Source organism: Mesorhizobium sp. WSM3626, assembly GCF_000513935.1.
Lineage (GTDB): Bacteria > Pseudomonadota > Alphaproteobacteria > Rhizobiales > Rhizobiaceae > Mesorhizobium > Mesorhizobium salmacidum.
In genome coordinates this window covers 36,385-51,909 of sequence record NZ_AZUY01000020.1, presented here as the reverse complement: position 1 = coordinate 51,909, position 15,525 = coordinate 36,385, and the positions used below count along the sequence as shown (strand labels likewise).

Sequence of the window (15,525 nt, the reverse complement as noted above, 5' to 3'; positions counted from 1 at the left end):
CCGCACGTATCGGACTTCATTGTATCGTCGCGCCGCCGGGCCTGCGGTTGGGATGCCTGAGATAGGTTGGCGTGGTGCCGGTCTGCTGGCGGAACACGCGGCTGAAATGGCCGGCATTGGTAAAGCCGCAGCGGTAGGCGATTTCGCCGATCTGCAGGTCGCTGCCTTCGAGCAGCGACTTCGCATGCTGCACTCGTAACGCGAGATATGCCGCCATCGGGCCGATGCCCAGTTCCAACCCGAAGAGCCGTTCGAGCTGGCGCCGCGAGCAGTTCAGGCGGGTCGCGATCTCGGCGACCGACAGCGTCTCCTGGAGATTGCTCTCCATCAACAGCAAAGCGCGCTTCACCGCCCGGCTCGACGCCTCCGGAAACAGGTCGCCGACGGGCTGCACATCCCTGCTGCTTCTGATCCGGTCGAGCACCAGGATCTTGGCGGCCTTTTCCGCCGCCTTCTGGCCGATGAACTGGCACACGAAATGGCCTGCAAGGTCGGCGGCACCCGTGCCGCCCGCGCATGTCGAGCGGCCACGGTCGACGGTAAACAGGCTGTCGGCATGGGCGTTGACCTCCGGGAACCGGCTGCGGAAATCCTTGATGTGGAACCAGCTGACGGCGGCGCTATAGCCATCGAGCAGGCCGTAGCGCGCCAGCACGAAGCTGCCCGTGCAGAGCGCCGTCAGCGGCACGCCCTTCCCTGCGGCCCGCAACAGGAAGGCCTCCTTTTCGGAACTCAGGCTGCGGTTGGTGTCGAGCAGGCCGCCGACCACGACGACATTATCGAAATCCTCGGGATTGCCGACCCCCCCGGTCGGCAGCAGTTCGACGCCGCAACTTGCCCGGATCGGCAGACCGCGTTCGCCGACGATCTCCCAGTCGAACTCTATCCTGCGGCTGCGATCGCCCTCATCGCCCGCCAGCCGCAGCGTGTCGATGAACAGCGACAGCGGCGACAGCGTGAAGTCGCGCACGAGGAGAAACGCAAACCGCCTAGCCATTGTTGTTCGGAACCGTCCCCATGTCCTCTAACCTGATAGCTTAAACCTGCGGTTCCGTCTTCGGGCTGTTTTGCTCAAGCCGAGGCTCCGTCCCGCCAGATATTGGCGTTATGGCGCGCGATCACGTAGAGCCCGCCGGCAAACACCAGCAGCCAATATGGCAACGGTTGCTGCATGCCGCAGACGAGGGCGATCGCGGTCAACGCCGCGAGCATCGAACTCAGGGAAACAATCCTGGAAATCACCAGCACAACGCAGAAAACCGCCGCCGCACCCAGACCGATCGGCCAGGACATCGCCAGGAGCACGCCGAGCCCGGTCGCCGCGGATTTGCCGCCGGTGAAATTCAACCAGATCGAGCGGCCATGCCCCAGCAGCACGGCAAGTCCGGCGAGGCAGACAGCCCAGGGCACAAACCTTTGCGGCTCAAGCCCGGCCGGTGGCGTGAGGTATGGCAATGCGCAGAGCCAGCGGATAAAGACGATCGCCGCCACGCCTTTCAACACATCGACCAGCAGCACCGCCAGGGCAGGCCCTTTGCCAAGCGTCCGCAACACGTTGGTTGCGCCGGTCGATCTTGAGCCATGCTCCCGGATGTCGATGCCCTTGAGCAACTTTCCCGCCAGATAGCCCGTGGGAATGGAACCGAAGAGATAGGCGATCGCCAGTCCAGCCACGTTCGCTATCCAGAAGATCATGGGTCCACCCTGTTGCCTATCAATGGCCACATCCTTATACAGCCCATGTCGGAAAAGGCAGAGTTGGTTTGGTAAGCCCAACTCCTTTCGCCAGCGAATCGTTTCGCTGAGAAAGCTCTGGTCTTTGGCTTCGTGCACAGGATCCCCGCGACGAACATCGGACGCTGATCGCGTCCAATTGTTCGTCCGTGTGGTTCTCAACGCGAGGAACGCTCCGGTCGAACATCGACCAAGGAGCAGTTCATGCACAACCCCAATCCATATGATATCGTGATTGCCGGCGCCGGCCCTGTCGGCCTGTTTCTCGCCTGCGAGCTGCGCCTCGCGGGTCTCTCCGTGCTGGTGCTGGAGCAGGCCGAGCATCCCGGCTCGCCGCTCAAGCGGCTGCCTTTCGGCATGCGCGGCCTTTCAGCGCCCACCATCGAATCTTTTCACCGTCGTGGCCTGCTCGGCGACATCGCCGCGCCGCAACAGGCGGGTGGCGAAGTTGCGGCCGCGGCGCACTGGATGCAGCAGGCGCGCCGGCCGGGCGGCCACTTCGCCGGCATCCAGTTCTACCTCGACACCGTCGATACTTCAAAATGGCCGTATCGGCTGCCGGATGCGGCCGGCACCCACATCGTGTCCGACATGGAGGCGCTCGAAACCGTGCTGGCCGCGCGGGCAAGCGCGATGGGCGCCGAAATCAGGCGCGGCCTCGGCGTCGAGGGCTTCGACCAGTCGGATGAGGACGTGACCATCCGCGCCGGCGGCGAGCTTTTTCGCGCTCGCTGGCTCGTCGGTTGCGACGGCGGCCGCAGCACGGTTCGCAAGCTTGGCGGCTTCGCGTTCGTCGGCACCGATCCCGAATTCACCGGCTATTCCGTCGAAGTCGACCTGGCCGATCCCGACAAGCTCACCCCCGGCCGCCACTACACCGCGACGGGCATGTACACTTACGCGCGGCCGGGCACGATCGCAATGGTCGAGTTCGACGGCGGCGCTTTTCACCGCACCCAGCCGATCACGCCAGACCATGTGCAGGCCGTGTTGCGCCGCGTCTCCGACACCGACGTCACCCTGACGGCCCTCCGGCTCGCCACCACCTGGACGGACCGCGCCTACCAGGCGACGGCCTACCGCAACGGGCGCGTGCTGCTCGCCGGCGACGCCGCGCACATCCATTCCCCCTTGGGCGGCCAGGGTCTCAATCTCGGGCTTGGCGACGCGATGAACCTCGGCTGGAAGCTTGCCGCGACCGTCCGTGGCGACGCGCCCGCCGGCCTGCTCGACAGCTATTTCGATGAGCGGCATCCCATCGGCGCTGATGTGCTGGACTGGTCGCGCGCCCAGGTCGCGCTGATGCGGCCGAGCCGCAGTTCTCGCGCGCTCGCAGCCATCATCCGCGATCTCATCGCCACGCGCGACAGCGCGACATATTTCGCCGAGCGCGTCTGGGGCGTTTGCCTGCGCTACGATCTCGGCGGCGCCCATCCGCTGGTCGGCCGCAGCGCGCCCGATTTCGAGCTGGCTGACGGAACGAGGCTCGGCGAACTGCTCAGGAACGGGCAAGGCCTGCTGCTGGACTTCGACGGCCGCGCCCCGCTTCAGGCGCTTGCCAGCCGCTGGAGCGGGCGGATCACCTATGTCGCCGGCAACGCCAGGGAACGGCTGGGCCTGAGCGCCCTGCTCGTGCGCCCCGACGGCTTCGTCGCCTGGGCCACTGATGCTGATCCGGACCGTGAGGGAGTTGCCAAGGCCGCGTCGCGGTGGTTTGGCGAAGGGCCTCGCCGATGAAATCGACTCTTCTGCCGGTTCCACATGCTAAAAGGAACTGTTGATGCTGATTTCGGTTGTCTGTCGTGCGAACGATCGTTCCACGGCAGGCACCCAATGAGCGAAAACGAGACATGAGCCCTGCGGACAAGAAGCGCGGCTCCATTCGGAAGATCCTGAGCGGCATCGCGGCGAAAATTGCCACCGCCTCTGATCGCACGGCCGAGCAAGGCACGGGCACCGCGTCAATGGTCGCCGAATGGCCGCTGCCGCCAGCGGCGACGCTTGGGTCTTCCTTGCGCCTGAAGGGGATCGAACGCGAAGTTCGGGCCCGCCTGCCGTGGACGGTGCGGAAATTTGCCAAGGCCGAGACGGGTCGCGTCGTCTTGTGCATGTTGCGAACCGAGGCGGATGCGTTCAAGACCGCCTCGGCAACCATCTCCAGGACGCTGGAGGGAATCGAGGCACTGCCCGTGCTTCCGCGAGAGGCAGAGGACATCCTCACCATCTCCTCCCGAGAGCGGCACAAATGGCTCAGGGATGGTCGCCTGAAAAGCATCGGCACGCGTACCGTGAAGATGCGCGGGCGATCCAAGGCCGTGACCTTCCACGTCTTCGATCCACGCCACATCGAGGACGTTCTCGATCGCGACCTGGCGACCGCCTGGCGGGAGGAGGATGCGCTGGAAGTGTCCGAGAACAGACGGCGCGGGGCCGGCAAGGCCGCACTGACGCGAGCAGGCAAGCGGACGGGCAACGCCCGCAAGACCAGAAATGCGGGAAAGGACGATGCGCCAAAGCTCGAAGGTTGGGACACATTCGAGGCGGACGGATTGCTGCGTTAGAGCAACTCCCAGGAAAAGCGTGTAACGGTTTTTCGTCGAGGGTCGCATCCGCACCGGTTCCCGGCTATGGATATTTCGCCGGACTGGCAGGGCTCAAATCACCTTGCAATGCCTTTGGCAGGGGTAGGCTCGAACATTGCAGATGCACGTCGCGGGCGAGCAGCTTTCGTTGCTTCTGCTCGTGCTCCTTGGTCGCCGCTATGATCCCCAACCCGTAGGGGCCAAGTGCGACGAATTCCCAACCCGGGTGCTGTTTTTCGCGGACCGCGTAGTCCGAAGCCGCCGCCCGGGCTTGTTGGCATTGCGGCGTCGCCCATTTCTGGTCCTGCTGCGAAAGCGAGGCTCCATAGTCGACCGGAGACGTCGCGCATCCGGCCATTGTCGCGGCCAACGCGGACATCGCAAGCCCCGTCGCAATTCTCATCCCGAACCCCTTTGCCAGCCGCCGTGGAGAGTACACCGACGTCTCCATCCCACAAGAAGACCGCCGCGACCAGAGAGCCTGGCCTCTTTTCGTGGCGGCCTTCCCGCCGCCAGATTCAGACCGCCGCTTGGAACAAATGATGGGCGAGACTGTTCAGTTGTAAGTTGATGCCACGCCGATATTCTTGCCGGCGAGCAAGGCAGCCACCCTTCAGGAGCTCCCATCATGACTATTTCCTCCGGATTTCGTTCAATCGCCGTAGCCGCCATCGCCACGGTAGGCGTCAGCCTTGCCAGCGCCGCGCATGCCGACAGCGGCACGATCCGCTTCTCCGTCTACAAGGCGGCTTTCTTCGTCGGCGGCTCCGGTGGCGAGGGCACGCTGACCTTCCATGGCCGGAAATATCCGATCTCGATCGGCGGCGTCTCGGGCGGCCTCGCCTTCGGCGTCTCCAAGACCTATTTCCAGGGCACCGTGCGCCACATCAGGCGCGCCCGGGACGTGACTGGCGTATATGGCGCGGCCGGCGGCGGCGGCGCGCTCGGCAGAGGCGCTCAGGTGATCGTGATGACCAACGACAAGGGCGCCCAACTCCAACTCACGGGCAGACAGGTGGGCCTGCAAGTGAACGCCGATCTCAGCGGCATGAGCATCGCGCTGAGGTAGGCGCGTCACCCCCCTCGGAGCGGTTCCAGGAGAAGTGCGAAGCGGTTTCCCGTCCCGTTTAGGGGAGAGGAAGACGATGATCGCCAAGGCCGAGGTCGCGAAATTCTTCGAGGCCTATGCGGAATTCTACAATGACGCGCTCGTGTCGGATGCCGGTTTGAAGGATGTCGCCGATATCTATTCGTCCGCTTTCATCTCAGTCACCCCTGGCGCGGTAATGGCCGGCGAAAACGGCAAGCAACTGATCGAAATCATGAAGAAGGGCTTCGAGGGCTACAGGGCAATGGGCGCCGGGAAGATGACGTGCAGGGACGTATCCGTGACGCCGATCGATCAGGACCACTGCGTGGCAAAGGTGCAATGGTCCGGGGAGTACCAGAACAAGAAGGCCGCTCTCATCACCATTGATTTCGAGGTCAGCTATCTCCTCGAAAGGCGTGACGGGAAGCTGAAAGTGTTCGGCTGGATCAGCGGGGACGAGCAGGCCGAATTCAGGAAACACGGCCTGCTTTAGGTCCCGCTTCGGCGGCGCCCTACCCGCTCAGCTCCTCAGCCCCGGCGCTTCCTGTCCGGTGCGCTCGACATATTCCGTATAGCCGCCGCCATAGGTGTGGATGCCTTCCGGCGTCAATTCGAGCACGCGGTTCGACAGCGCCGCCAGGAAATGCCGGTCGTGCGAGACGAACAGCATCGTGCCTTCATATTGCGACAGCGCCTCGATCAGCATCTGCTTGGTGGTGATGTCGAGGTGGTTGGTCGGCTCGTCCAGCACCAGCAGGTTGGGCGGGTCGAATAGCATCAGCGCCATCACCAGCCGCGCCTTCTCGCCGCCTGACAGCACCCGGCACTTCTTCTCGATCTCGTCACCGGAAAAGCCGAAGCAGCCGGCGAGTGCCCGAAGCGGCGCCTGACCGGCCTGCGGGAAATTGTCCTCCAGCGTCTGGAACACGGTGCGCTCGCCTTCTAGGAGCTCCATGGCGTGCTGGGCGAAATAGCCCATTTTCACGCTCGGGCCCCGCGCCACCGTGCCGGTATCGGGATCGGAGGCGCCGGCCACCAGCTTCAGGAGCGTCGACTTGCCGGCGCCGTTGACGCCCATGATGCACCAGCGCTCGCGACGGCGGACCTGGAAGTCGAGCCCTTCATAGATGGTGCGGCTGCCATAGGCCTTGTGCACGTTCTTCAAGGTGACGACGTCCTCGCCGCAGCGCGGCGCCGGCTGGAACTCGAAATTCACCACATGGCGGCGCTTTGGCGGCTCGACGCGGTCGATCTTGTCGAGCTTCTTCACCCGGCTCTGCACCTGGGCGGCGTGCGAGGCGCGCGCCTTGAAACGCTCGATGAACGCGATTTCCTTGGCCAGCATCGCCTGCTGGCGCTCGAACTGCGCCTGCTGCTGCTTGTCGGCGATCGCCCGCTGTTGCTGGTAGAATTCATAATTGCCGGAATAGGCGGTGAGCGATCCCGCATCGATCTCGACGATCTTGTTGACGATGCGGTTCATGAACTCGCGGTCGTGCGAGGTCATCAGCAGCGCGCCGTCATAGCCCTTCAGGAACTGCTCAAGCCAGATCAGGCTTTCGAGGTCGAGATGGTTCGACGGCTCGTCGAGCAGCATGACATCGGGGCGCATCAGCAGGATGCGGGCCAGCGCCACGCGCATCTTCCAGCCGCCCGACAGCTTGCCGACATCGCCGTCCATCATCTCTTGCGAAAATCCGAGACCATCGAGGACCTCCCGCGCGCGTCCGTCCAGCGCATAGCCGTCGAGTTCCTCGAAGCGGTTCTGCGCCTCGCCATATTGTTCGATGATCTCGTCCATCCGGTCGGCCTGGTCGGGATCGGCCATGGCCGCCTCGAGTTCCGCCATCTCGGCCGCCACGTCGCTGACCGGTCCGGCGCCGTTCATCACTTCGGCCACCGCGCTGTGGCCCGCCATGTCGCCGACATCCTGGCTGAAATAGCCGATGGTGACGCCGCGATCGACCTGCACCTGGCCCTCATCGGGCTGCTCCTGGCCGGTGATCATGCGAAACAAAGTCGTCTTGCCGGCACCGTTGGGGCCGACGAGGCCGATCTTCTCGCCCTTCTGCAGGGAGGCCGACGCCTCGATGAAGACAAGCTGACGGCCGTTCTGCTTGCCGATGTTTTCAAGTCTGATCATGATGTTCCGGGGGTATCGATGCGGAATTGGGATTTGCCCGCGCCCTTACGCGAATGACGGTGCCGGGGGAAGAGGCAGAAGCGCCGCAGTGCCCGCGGGAGCGCGAGGCGCCGGTCTCCTCAAGTCGGGAAATCGGCTGTCGCATAGCCCGCCCCCCGGCCCGCGCAGATAAAAATCGACCGGCGGTCGAAATCCGCCAGTGTCGAACGACTTCGGTTTGGCGGCCCGCACGGCTTGACCATCGACATCAACAGGACAGGAATACGGGCAATGGCCAAGATGCTTGTGATCTACAAAACCCCGGCCGATCCGGCCGCTTTCGACCGGCACTATTTCGATGTTCATATACCGCTCGCCAAGAAGCTCCCCGGCCTGCGGCGCTACGATGTCAGCAGGCGGCCCATCGTCAAACTCTCGGCGGGCGAGATGCCTTACCTTGTGGGGACATTGTATTTCGACAGCCTCGACGATATCCGTGCCGCGTTCGCCAGCGAAGTCGGCGTTGCCTGCGCCGCCGACCGGCGGATATTGGCCCCGGGCGACGACGATCTGACGATGCTGCTGTTCGACGCCGACGAAGTGTGAACCCGGCCCCAGACACACTCCAGAAACAAGATTCAACATCCGGGAAAAACTGGCGAAAAGATCGCCTGCGATAACCATCCCGTGGCAGCCGGGCAGCGGCGGCCGGACACCAAGGGATAGTGCCTGCAATGCAACGACGTTCGGCCGGATGGATGGGTGCCCTGACAGGCATTTCGCTCGCCATGCTTGCGGTCGTACAGTCGGACGCGGAGGCGGCGGTCACCCGGACCGAATATTGCAGCCGGCTCGGCCTCCAACTCGACGCTGCCATCCAGGCCAAGGCCAAACCGGATGCCAGTGCGAGCCAGATCGCCGAGGTAACGGCACTGCAGGACAAGGCGAACCGGTTCTGCGCCGGGAGCAAGCAGGCGCAAGGCATCCGGATCTACGCCAACGCCCTGAAGCTCCTCGGGGTGACCCCGGTCGACCTCGATCAGTGACGGCAGCCATCACCCGACGACCCGTCCTGAAAGCGGGCGGCTTTTTCTTGCGCGCAATGCCGCGAGCTGTCCGTCCCCGCTCTCATGCCGATGGCTATTTCTCGCCCAGATACTGGAAGACCGCCTGTTTCCACCAGTCGCTTTCCATGGTTTGCAGCAGGGCGACATCGAGCGGCTTGCGAAGCCTACTGCCGAGCGGCAGGGCGATGGCATATTGCTGTTGGTCGAAGGTCGCGTCGAGGACCCGCAGGCTCGCGCCGTAGTTCTGTCCGACCAGCCAGCCAAGCAGCGGCTTGTCGTGGACCAGTGCATCGATCTTGCCGGCGCGCAGCGTGTCCAGGCCCTGCCGGACGGTGGCAAAGTCCTGATGGCGGATATGGGTGGAATCCAGGTAGGACGCGGTCGAGGAATTCCGCACGGCGCCCGGACCGTGGCGAGGTCGCTTTCGCCCTGCACCATGCCTTCCATCTGCGTCACGGTCAGCACCGATGTGACGCCGGCGGTGAACACCGCGATGGCGATGATCGATCCCATCATCCACAGCGCGGCCAGCACACGCCCCGGCACGGTTCGCGGACCGAAATCACCGGTGCTGGCCTGGGTCGCGGCAATCGTCGACCACCACATGCTGGAAAACAGGCCCTTGGCGACGCCGCCGCCGAAATCCTCATTGTGGCGGCGCTCGAACATCCAGATCAGGACGCCGACCACGACCGAGATGACGATCAGCGCCAGCACGGCCTGCAGGAAGCCGAACGAGGTCAGCGCGTGCAAAATCGGCCGCCATGACGGCTGGCTGTTGAGCGGTGTGGCGATGCCGAGCCCGGTGGTGAAAAAGGGCTGCGTGAAGTCGACGGCCTTTTCGCGGTCTGCCGTGACCGTGATCGCGGCCATCGCCACGTCGAATTTGCCGCTGACGACGCCGTCGATCTGGTCCTGCACGCCAGGCACTTCGACATAGTGGAAGCGAAGGTTGAGCCGCCGGCCATCTTCTGCCAGAGGTCGATGCTCAATCCCGACCAGGTGCCGTCCTGCAGCTTGAAGGCGAAGGGCGGCGCGGCCTTTACCCCGACCGATATGTCCTTCGACGCCACGTCCGCCGGCAAAGGCAGCTCGGCAGGCGTTTGTGCCTGGCCGACGGCGGCGCCAGCCCCGACGCACGCGGCGACGGCAACGAGGATCAGCGCCATCGTCCACGAAGCAATCCTTCTCAACGGCAACAACTCCCGGCGACCGATTGCGCCGCGCGATCTGGTCGCGGGCTCGAAAAAATAGCCGCCATGCCGGCCTTCGTCCACCCGCCATGGAGGGGGTGATGCAGGGATGTCCGGCGAGATTGATGCGAAAACAATCGTTTGGCACAATTTCCCGATTCAGATGCTGAACGCCGTTACGCAATGCCGGGCGCCGACCGAACCTGCCCGCGTCTCGCCGTCACCACGGCAGCCTCTTGCCATCGCGAAAAAAGCCGCCGGTCGGGCCGTCGTCGGGCAAGGTCGCGGCCCACACGATGCCCGCCGCCCCTTGCGCCACTGGGCGCCCGCCCGGCCCGCCCATGTCTGTGGCGACCCAGCCCGGGCAGATCGCGTTGACCAGCACGCCCGAGCCGCGCAGTTCGGCCGCCAGCACGCGGGTCAGTGCATTGAGCGTCGCCTTCGAGGTCGAATAGGCTGGCGCGCCCGCGTCCATCGAGGCCAGAGAACCGCCTTCGGAGGAGACATTGACCAGCCTGCCATGGCCGCCCGCCCCGAGCAGCGGCGCGAAGGCGGCGGCCACCCGCCAGGCGCCGAAGACATTGGTCTCGAACGCCTCGCGGATGACAGTCCAGTCGGCCTGCAGGGCGCGCGAGCCGGTGTCGTAGTGGATGGCGGCGTTGTTGATCAGCACGTCGAGCCGGCCGAACCGGCGCTGCACGTCGTCGGCTGCTCTCGCCGCCGCGTCGGGCGCGGCGACATCGAGCGCGATGGCCTCGACACGGCCATCAAGCCCTTTCGCCGCCGCCTCGCCCTTGGCGAGATCGCGCACGCCGAGCAGAACGGTGAAGCCGAGCGCCGCGAGTTGCCGCCCGGTTTCAAGCCCGATGCCGCGATTTGCGCCGGTGACGAGGGCGACTTTGTGGGTGTTCATGGGAAGCCTCTTTGTCGGTCATCTCGGGACAAAATGGCACGGGTGGACCTGTTTTATTAGAGGGAGGAGATAGCAGTCATCATGCGATGACGCGCGTGAGTTGGTTGCGCAGGAATCGGGTGTCGGCGGGCGCAGCTATATGCGATCGTTCACCCATCAAGAGGACCGGTCATGCTCACGCTTCACGATTATCTACCGTCGCAGAACGGCTGGAAGGTCCGGGTCCTGCTAGGGCTGCTGAAGATCCCTCACGTCACGCACCCCGTCTCGATTTTCGAGGGCGAGAGCCATACCGATGCCTTCCTGGCGCTCAACCCGGCAGGCGCGGTCCCGGTCCTTCAACTCGAGGACGGCAGCGCCATCGCCGAATCCAATGCGATCCTCACCTACCTTGCCGAGGGCACGCCCTTCCTGCCGTCGGACCGCTATCGGCGTGCCAAGGTCATGCAGTGGCTGTTCTTCGAACAGTACAACGTCGAGCCCGTCATCGGCTCGCTGCGCTTCTGGACCCTGACCGGACGGCTCGAACGTAACCAGGCCATGGTTGCCGGCAAGCGCGAAGCCGGAGCCCGCACGCTCGCCGCCTTGAACCGCAGCCTTGGCGAGGCGCCGTTTCTCGCTGGCAGCGACCTCACCATCGCCGACATCGCCGTCTATGCCTACAGCCACCGCGCCGGCGATTGCGGCTTTTCGCTCGCGGACTATCCGGCGTTCGCAGCATGGACCGACCGCGTACGCGATGCCATCGGACCCGGCTACCCCGTCCATCCCTACGGCATCGACCCGCATTCGGGCGCCTGAAGGGCCTACTTCTTCCCCTGTGGATGGATCGTCTCGCCGCGCTTCAGCATCGCGACGAAGGCTTCGATCTTCTTCTTGCGGCCAGCCTCGGTCTTCATGTTGTGGGTGCGGAAGGCGAGCGCGAAGCGGTTCTGCGCGCTGAGCTTTTCCAGCATCGCCTTCGCCGCCGGCTCGGCGTCGATCGCCGCCTGCAGATCATCGGGGATTTTCATTTCCTTGCCGCTGCCATAGGCGCGCGCCCAGCGCCCGTCGGCCTTGGCCGCCTCGACCTCTCTCAGCCCATGCCCGGTCATGCGGCCCTCCTCGACGAGGCGCGCCACATTGTCGACGTTGATCTTGCTCCAGATGCTTTTTTTGCCGCGCGGCGTGTAGCGCTGCAGGAAACTGTTCTCGTCCAGCCCCTTGCGCACGGCATCGATCCAGCCGAAGCACAGCACGACATCGATGGCCTCCTTCGGTGTGATCGACTTCAGTCCCGACCCCACCTTATGCACCTTGATCCACACTTCGGTTTCCGTGGCGTGGTGTTCGCTGAGCCAGGCGTAAAAGCTCGCCGCGTCGGGAAATTCCCGCACCTTGTCGGGGTCGACCTTGACGGGTGCCATCAGTGCACCTGCCGGATCAGTGTCGTTGTCGCTGGCATCACTGTAATCTTGCCTCCGGCATCGTGCGATTCCCCGCATCATGATGGCATGTTCACTGCCAATTTTCGTCAGCAGTGGGGCACGCTGCCGCCAGGCAACGGAACACACCATCCATCGCCGCGTTCCGACAGGAGAGTGCAATCGCCATGGAGGATCGCGATGGCCGTGCAGACCGTTTTCGCCCATGTCAGTTGCTCCGACCTCGAGCCCAGCATCGACTGGTATGGAAAACTCTTCGGCAAGCCGCCGCTGTGCCGGCCGATGCCTGGCCTTGCCGAATGGCAGTTCACGGAAAGCGCCGAGGTGCAGCTCTTCGAGGACAAGGAAAAAGCCGGCACCTCGACGCTGACGCTCGGCGTGCTGCCCCTGGCGCCAGAACGGCAGAGACTGGTGGATGCGGGCCTCGAACCCGGCCCGATCGAGAAGGCCGACCGTTCCTGGATCATGCGCATGCGCGATCCCGATGGCAATCTGGTGGTGTTTGCGAGTGCGGAGCGGGAATAGAGTCGCCGCAGCCCCAGCGCTCGTGTTCTAGGCCGGTGTCGGTGCCGCCGGCGTCAGCCCGTGGCGACGCATGATCTCCATCATGCTGGCCTTGTCAGGCGGGCCACCGGCGGCGGCATGGAACATTGCGAAAATCTCGCGGAAATAGTCCGGACCGATCGCCGCCGGGGTCACGATACATAGTACCGTCGCGTCGTTGACGCCCTTGTTGTCGAACCGGTGGACGGCGCCGCGTGGAATGCATAGCGCCTCTCCCGCTCCGACATCGATCGCCTTGCCGTCTACGGTCCAGGTCAGCACCCCGTCAACGCCGTAGATCGTCTCTTCATAATGATCGTGGCTGTGCGCCGGCGCCAGCAGCCGCGATCCGCCAGCCACTTTCAACTCGAAGGCGGCGACGCTGCCGTTCGAACTGTCGCCCGTCACCAGGAAGCGAATCGATAGCATCTTGTCGCCGATGGCCTCTTCGGCTGGATTGACCTGAAGATTCATGGATGACATTGCGCAAACCCCTCCGGTAAATTACATTTACTAGCAATCAGTAAACTCAATTTACCGGATCGTCAATGGCCACGTCCACCGAAGTTCTGCAGACCAAGACCGAGGACCTTTTGATCGGCGCCCTGTTGCGCGTGCCGGCGCAGGCGATCCAGCGCCGGCTGATCAAGGAGCTCAACGACGCGGGTTTCGACGAATTGCGCCTGCCGCACATGGCCGTGCTGCAGTTTCCCGGCCCGGACGGGGCGCGGCCCGGCACGATCGCCGAGCGGGCCGGCATGAGCAAGCAAGCCATCAACCAGTTGCTCAGCAGTCTGGAAGGCTACGGCTATCTCGTCCGCTCCGACGGTGAAGGCAGCGCGCGCGTGGTGCGCTCCACCGAGCGCGGCCACGCCGCTTTCTGGAAAATGGTCGACATATTGCGCGACATCGAGGAGGAGTGGCGCACCGAACTCGGACCGCAGCGCTTCGCCCAGTTAAAGGCGCTGTTGTTCGTCGTTTGGGATAGCCCGCTGGTACGCTGACGGGACGAGGCTCATATGGGCTGGCATAATCGGCCCGTCCGATGACACTATCGGTTTCTTCCGTTTTCGCTTTCCGCATCGAGCTGCCAATTCCCTGCCCTTGTCCAACCAAACGAAGGCAGAGCGGGTATGAGCATTTCGAACCAAAAGATCCTGATCGTCGGCGGAGGATCCGGCATGGGCCTGGCGCTTGCAAGGCGCTGCCTCGAAGCCGGGGCCGAAGTCATCATCGCCGGGCGCGGCGAAGACAGGCTGCGGCAGGCTCGTGAGGCGCTGGGCAATAGCGCCGCCCTCGAAACAACCACTGTCGACATCACGCGGGAAGATCAGGTCGCGGCGTTGTTCGCCGGGATCGGCGGCCTCGACCATATCATCAGCACCGCCGCCGACATCGAAGGCGCCTACCGGCTGCTGCCGGAGCTCGATCTCGCGGCGGCGCAACGCGTGGTCGACAGCAAGATCTTCGGCCCGCTGCTGCTCGCCAAGCACGGCGCGCCACGGCTGGCAGTGGCCGGCTCGATGACCTTCGTTTCCGGCATCGCCGCCTACCGGCCGGCCGCGCGCGGTTCGGTCGTCGCCGCCGTCAATGCCGCCCTCGAAGGGATGGTGCGGGCGCTGGCGGTGGAACTCGCGCCGATCCGCGTCAACGCCGTGTCGCCCGGCTGGGTCGATACCGAGATTTGGGTGCAGGTGGCCGGCGACAGGAAAGCAGAGACACTTGCGGCGATGGCCGAGCGGCTGCCGGTCGGCAGGATCGGCCAGCCCGACGACATCGCCGACGCGATTTTCTTCCTCATGGGCAATGGTTTTACGACTGGCACGACGCTGCATGTCGAGGGCGGGCATCGCTTGGTCTAGACTAGGTGACGACGGCTTTCCCGGAATTGTTTGGAAACAAGGCCTTGGAGCGGTTCGCCGATTCAGATCCTGAGCCGGTTCCGGAGTGCGGCGGCGCCAGTGTGTCGCGCGCGGCGGCAAGCAGGTGCCGGAGTGCCGGCGGCTGGACGCGCCGGCGCCGCCAGATCATCGTCAGCGGCGCCACTTGCGCTCGCCCAGGCCATGGCAGTTCGATCAGCTCACCACGCTGAAGCGCGTCGCTGACGGCCAGACGTGGAACGAGGCCGAGCCCCGAGCCGGCCGCGACCAGCCGGGCAATGGCGCCGATGCTGCCGACTTCGGCGGCAAATCCCGAGGCTCCGATGCCCGCCTCGGCGAAGGCGGTGTCGAACATGTGCCGGTAGATGCATCCAGGCTCCGTTGCCACGAAACGTTTTGCGGCAAGGGCGGCCAGATCGCACGGAACCAGATTCTGCCCCGGCGCGGCGATCAGCACCAACGGCTCGGCCGCTATCGTATACCTGGCGAAGCGTTGATCGACGCCGCCATTTGGAACATCGCGGCGATTGAAGCAGAAGGCGACATCGATGTCGCCGTCCTCCAGCTGGCGCAGCAGCGTGCCGCTGTCGGTCACCTTCATCCGGACGGCGATGTCGGGGTGACTGGCCTGGAACCCCGGCAGCCAGGGCGCCAGGCGGGCCGAGGCGATCGTCTCCAGCGCACCGATGGTCAGAACGCCGCTGGTCTGGCCAGACGCCGCCTGAACGGCGGCACGCGCCTCGCCGTCCAGCCGCAGCAGCTCTTCGGCGATGGGCCTCAGCGCCAGCCCCGCCGGCGTCAACTCCAGCCCTGATTTCGAGCGTGTGAACAAGGCAGCCCCCAACTCGGCCTCCAACGACTGGACCTGGTCGCTGACGCTCGATTGGGCGAGATGAATCATCTCGGCGGCGCGCGTGATGTTGCGGCTGCGCGCCACTGCGAGGAAGGTCTTGAGCAGTCTTGGATGCATGGGCTGG

At 64.6% G+C, this 15,525-nt stretch carries 20 protein-coding genes and 1 pseudogene; 11 read left to right on the top strand and 10 right to left on the bottom strand.

The genetic code is table 11. The features are described 5' to 3' along the window. Nucleotides 1-16: 16 nt before the first annotated feature. Nucleotides 17-997 (bottom strand): GlxA family transcriptional regulator, encoded by a 981-nt coding sequence (locus M653_RS0115955; protein ID WP_027144252.1) that lies wholly within the window; start codon nt 995-997, stop codon nt 17-19. A gap of 74 nt (nt 998-1,071) precedes the next feature. Further along, nucleotides 1,072-1,833, bottom strand: coding sequence for a glycerol-3-phosphate 1-O-acyltransferase PlsY (plsY, locus tag M653_RS0115950; RefSeq protein ID WP_245262159.1), 762 nt, complete (start codon nt 1,831-1,833; stop codon nt 1,072-1,074). A gap of 105 nt (nt 1,834-1,938) precedes the next feature. Between plsY and M653_RS0115945 the strand changes: the two genes are divergently transcribed. Then, nucleotides 1,939-3,471 (top strand): FAD-dependent monooxygenase, encoded by a 1,533-nt coding sequence (locus M653_RS0115945; RefSeq protein ID WP_027144250.1) that lies wholly within the window; start codon nt 1,939-1,941, stop codon nt 3,469-3,471. Between the two features lie 113 nt (nt 3,472-3,584). Then, the gene (locus M653_RS0115940) at nt 3,585-4,295 is read left to right on the top strand and encodes a hypothetical protein (protein WP_084636713.1); all 711 of its coding nucleotides are present in this window, start codon (nt 3,585-3,587) and stop codon (nt 4,293-4,295) included. Between the two features lie 64 nt (nt 4,296-4,359). Here M653_RS0115940 and M653_RS0115935 read toward each other — a convergent pair whose 3' ends face one another. After that, complete coding sequence (locus M653_RS0115935) at nt 4,360-4,719, bottom strand: hypothetical protein (RefSeq protein ID WP_027144248.1); 360 nt, start codon at nt 4,717-4,719, stop codon at nt 4,360-4,362. A 225-nt stretch (nt 4,720-4,944) separates the two neighbouring features. On the opposite strand from M653_RS0115935, the gene M653_RS0115930 reads away from it, so the two are divergent. Together M653_RS0115930 and M653_RS0115925 are read left to right on the top strand one after the other, a co-directional pair. Then, entirely contained in the window at nt 4,945-5,385 is a 441-nt protein-coding gene (locus tag M653_RS0115930; protein ID WP_027144247.1) for a hypothetical protein, read from the top strand. Nucleotides 5,386-5,461: 76 nt separating this feature from the next. Next, complete coding sequence (locus tag M653_RS0115925; RefSeq protein WP_027144246.1) at nt 5,462-5,899, top strand: hypothetical protein; 438 nt, start codon at nt 5,462-5,464, stop codon at nt 5,897-5,899. 27 nt (nt 5,900-5,926) lie between these two features. Here M653_RS0115925 and M653_RS0115920 read toward each other — a convergent pair whose 3' ends face one another. After that, nucleotides 5,927-7,549 carry an ABC-F family ATP-binding cassette domain-containing protein gene (locus tag M653_RS0115920; protein WP_027144245.1) on the bottom strand — a complete coding sequence of 541 codons (1,623 nt, stop codon included), beginning with the start codon at nt 7,547-7,549 and terminating at the stop codon, nt 5,927-5,929. A 270-nt stretch (nt 7,550-7,819) separates the two neighbouring features. Between M653_RS0115920 and M653_RS0115915 the strand changes: the two genes are divergently transcribed. Continuing rightward, nucleotides 7,820-8,134 (top strand): EthD family reductase, encoded by a 315-nt coding sequence (locus M653_RS0115915; RefSeq protein ID WP_015316871.1) that lies wholly within the window; start codon nt 7,820-7,822, stop codon nt 8,132-8,134. Nucleotides 8,135-8,262: 128 nt separating this feature from the next. Then, nucleotides 8,263-8,574, top strand: a complete 312-nt coding sequence (locus M653_RS0115910; RefSeq protein ID WP_027144244.1) for a hypothetical protein — start codon at nt 8,263-8,265, stop codon at nt 8,572-8,574. Between the two features lie 94 nt (nt 8,575-8,668). Here the strand turns inward: M653_RS0115910 and M653_RS1000000137690 are convergent, their stop codons facing one another. Further along, nucleotides 8,669-8,992, bottom strand: coding sequence for a transporter substrate-binding domain-containing protein (locus M653_RS1000000137690; RefSeq protein WP_027144243.1), 324 nt, complete (start codon nt 8,990-8,992; stop codon nt 8,669-8,671). Nucleotides 8,993-9,426: 434 nt separating this feature from the next. Beyond that, nucleotides 9,427-9,573: pseudogene (locus tag M653_RS1000000137685) on the bottom strand (transporter substrate-binding domain-containing protein); the annotation flags it as partial. A gap of 6 nt (nt 9,574-9,579) precedes the next feature. On the opposite strand from M653_RS1000000137685, the gene M653_RS1000000137680 reads away from it, so the two are divergent. Continuing rightward, nucleotides 9,580-9,849 (top strand): hypothetical protein, encoded by a 270-nt coding sequence (locus M653_RS1000000137680; RefSeq protein ID WP_245262158.1) that lies wholly within the window; start codon nt 9,580-9,582, stop codon nt 9,847-9,849. Between the two features lie 159 nt (nt 9,850-10,008). Here the strand turns inward: M653_RS1000000137680 and M653_RS0115890 are convergent, their stop codons facing one another. Next, a complete protein-coding gene (locus M653_RS0115890; protein WP_027144240.1) occupies nt 10,009-10,701 on the bottom strand; it encodes an SDR family NAD(P)-dependent oxidoreductase in 693 nt (230 codons plus the stop codon). Between the two features lie 171 nt (nt 10,702-10,872). Between M653_RS0115890 and M653_RS0115885 the strand changes: the two genes are divergently transcribed. Then, on the top strand, nt 10,873-11,502 hold the full coding sequence (locus tag M653_RS0115885) for a glutathione S-transferase family protein (protein WP_027144239.1): 630 nt from the start codon (nt 10,873-10,875) through the stop codon (nt 11,500-11,502). 5 nt (nt 11,503-11,507) lie between these two features. On the opposite strand, the gene M653_RS0115880 is transcribed toward M653_RS0115885, so the two are convergent. Beyond that, nucleotides 11,508-12,107 carry a YdeI family protein gene (locus M653_RS0115880; RefSeq protein ID WP_027144238.1) on the bottom strand — a complete coding sequence of 200 codons (600 nt, stop codon included), beginning with the start codon at nt 12,105-12,107 and terminating at the stop codon, nt 11,508-11,510. Between the two features lie 198 nt (nt 12,108-12,305). Between M653_RS0115880 and M653_RS0115875 the strand changes: the two genes are divergently transcribed. After that, nucleotides 12,306-12,650, top strand: a complete 345-nt coding sequence (locus M653_RS0115875) for a VOC family protein (protein ID WP_027144237.1) — start codon at nt 12,306-12,308, stop codon at nt 12,648-12,650. A gap of 27 nt (nt 12,651-12,677) precedes the next feature. Here M653_RS0115875 and M653_RS0115870 read toward each other — a convergent pair whose 3' ends face one another. Next, on the bottom strand, nt 12,678-13,151 hold the full coding sequence (locus M653_RS0115870) for a cupin domain-containing protein (protein WP_027144236.1): 474 nt from the start codon (nt 13,149-13,151) through the stop codon (nt 12,678-12,680). A 65-nt stretch (nt 13,152-13,216) separates the two neighbouring features. Between M653_RS0115870 and M653_RS0115865 the strand changes: the two genes are divergently transcribed. Then, entirely contained in the window at nt 13,217-13,672 is a 456-nt protein-coding gene (locus tag M653_RS0115865) for a MarR family winged helix-turn-helix transcriptional regulator (RefSeq protein ID WP_027144235.1), read from the top strand. Nucleotides 13,673-13,801: 129 nt separating this feature from the next. Next, nucleotides 13,802-14,530 (top strand): SDR family oxidoreductase, encoded by a 729-nt coding sequence (locus M653_RS0115860; RefSeq protein WP_027144234.1) that lies wholly within the window; start codon nt 13,802-13,804, stop codon nt 14,528-14,530. A 1-nt stretch (nt 14,531) separates the two neighbouring features. Here the strand turns inward: M653_RS0115860 and M653_RS01000000132680 are convergent, their stop codons facing one another. After that, nucleotides 14,532-15,518, bottom strand: coding sequence for a LysR family transcriptional regulator (locus tag M653_RS01000000132680; RefSeq protein WP_032935348.1), 987 nt, complete (start codon nt 15,516-15,518; stop codon nt 14,532-14,534). Nucleotides 15,519-15,525: the final 7 nt, after the last annotated feature.

What these genes read in the sequence shown, in the direction of transcription:
- M653_RS0115940 (WP_084636713.1), top strand. Translation starts at nt 3,585, where the DNA reads ATGAGCCCTGCGGACAAGAAGCGCGGCTCCATTCGGAAGATCCTGAGC.
- M653_RS0115890 (WP_027144240.1), bottom strand. Translation starts at nt 10,701, where the DNA reads ATGAACACCCACAAAGTCGCCCTCGTCACCGGCGCAAATCGCGGCATC.
- M653_RS0115920 (WP_027144245.1), bottom strand. Translation starts at nt 7,549, where the DNA reads ATGATCAGACTTGAAAACATCGGCAAGCAGAACGGCCGTCAGCTTGTC.
- M653_RS0115870 (WP_027144236.1), bottom strand. Translation starts at nt 13,151, where the DNA reads ATGTCATCCATGAATCTTCAGGTCAATCCAGCCGAAGAGGCCATCGGC.
- M653_RS0115955 (WP_027144252.1), bottom strand. Translation starts at nt 997, where the DNA reads ATGGCTAGGCGGTTTGCGTTTCTCCTCGTGCGCGACTTCACGCTGTCG.
- M653_RS0115915 (WP_015316871.1), top strand. Translation starts at nt 7,820, where the DNA reads ATGGCCAAGATGCTTGTGATCTACAAAACCCCGGCCGATCCGGCCGCT.
- M653_RS0115860 (WP_027144234.1), top strand. Translation starts at nt 13,802, where the DNA reads ATGAGCATTTCGAACCAAAAGATCCTGATCGTCGGCGGAGGATCCGGC.
- M653_RS0115880 (WP_027144238.1), bottom strand. Translation starts at nt 12,107, where the DNA reads ATGGCACCCGTCAAGGTCGACCCCGACAAGGTGCGGGAATTTCCCGAC.
- M653_RS0115865 (WP_027144235.1), top strand. Translation starts at nt 13,217, where the DNA reads ATGGCCACGTCCACCGAAGTTCTGCAGACCAAGACCGAGGACCTTTTG.
- M653_RS1000000137680 (WP_245262158.1), top strand. Translation starts at nt 9,580, where the DNA reads ATGCTCAATCCCGACCAGGTGCCGTCCTGCAGCTTGAAGGCGAAGGGC.
- M653_RS0115945 (WP_027144250.1), top strand. Translation starts at nt 1,939, where the DNA reads ATGCACAACCCCAATCCATATGATATCGTGATTGCCGGCGCCGGCCCT.
- M653_RS0115935 (WP_027144248.1), bottom strand. Translation starts at nt 4,719, where the DNA reads ATGAGAATTGCGACGGGGCTTGCGATGTCCGCGTTGGCCGCGACAATG.
- M653_RS0115925 (WP_027144246.1), top strand. Translation starts at nt 5,462, where the DNA reads ATGATCGCCAAGGCCGAGGTCGCGAAATTCTTCGAGGCCTATGCGGAA.
- M653_RS0115910 (WP_027144244.1), top strand. Translation starts at nt 8,263, where the DNA reads ATGCAACGACGTTCGGCCGGATGGATGGGTGCCCTGACAGGCATTTCG.
- M653_RS0115875 (WP_027144237.1), top strand. Translation starts at nt 12,306, where the DNA reads ATGGCCGTGCAGACCGTTTTCGCCCATGTCAGTTGCTCCGACCTCGAG.
- M653_RS0115930 (WP_027144247.1), top strand. Translation starts at nt 4,945, where the DNA reads ATGACTATTTCCTCCGGATTTCGTTCAATCGCCGTAGCCGCCATCGCC.
- M653_RS0115885 (WP_027144239.1), top strand. Translation starts at nt 10,873, where the DNA reads ATGCTCACGCTTCACGATTATCTACCGTCGCAGAACGGCTGGAAGGTC.
- M653_RS01000000132680 (WP_032935348.1), bottom strand. Translation starts at nt 15,518, where the DNA reads ATGCATCCAAGACTGCTCAAGACCTTCCTCGCAGTGGCGCGCAGCCGC.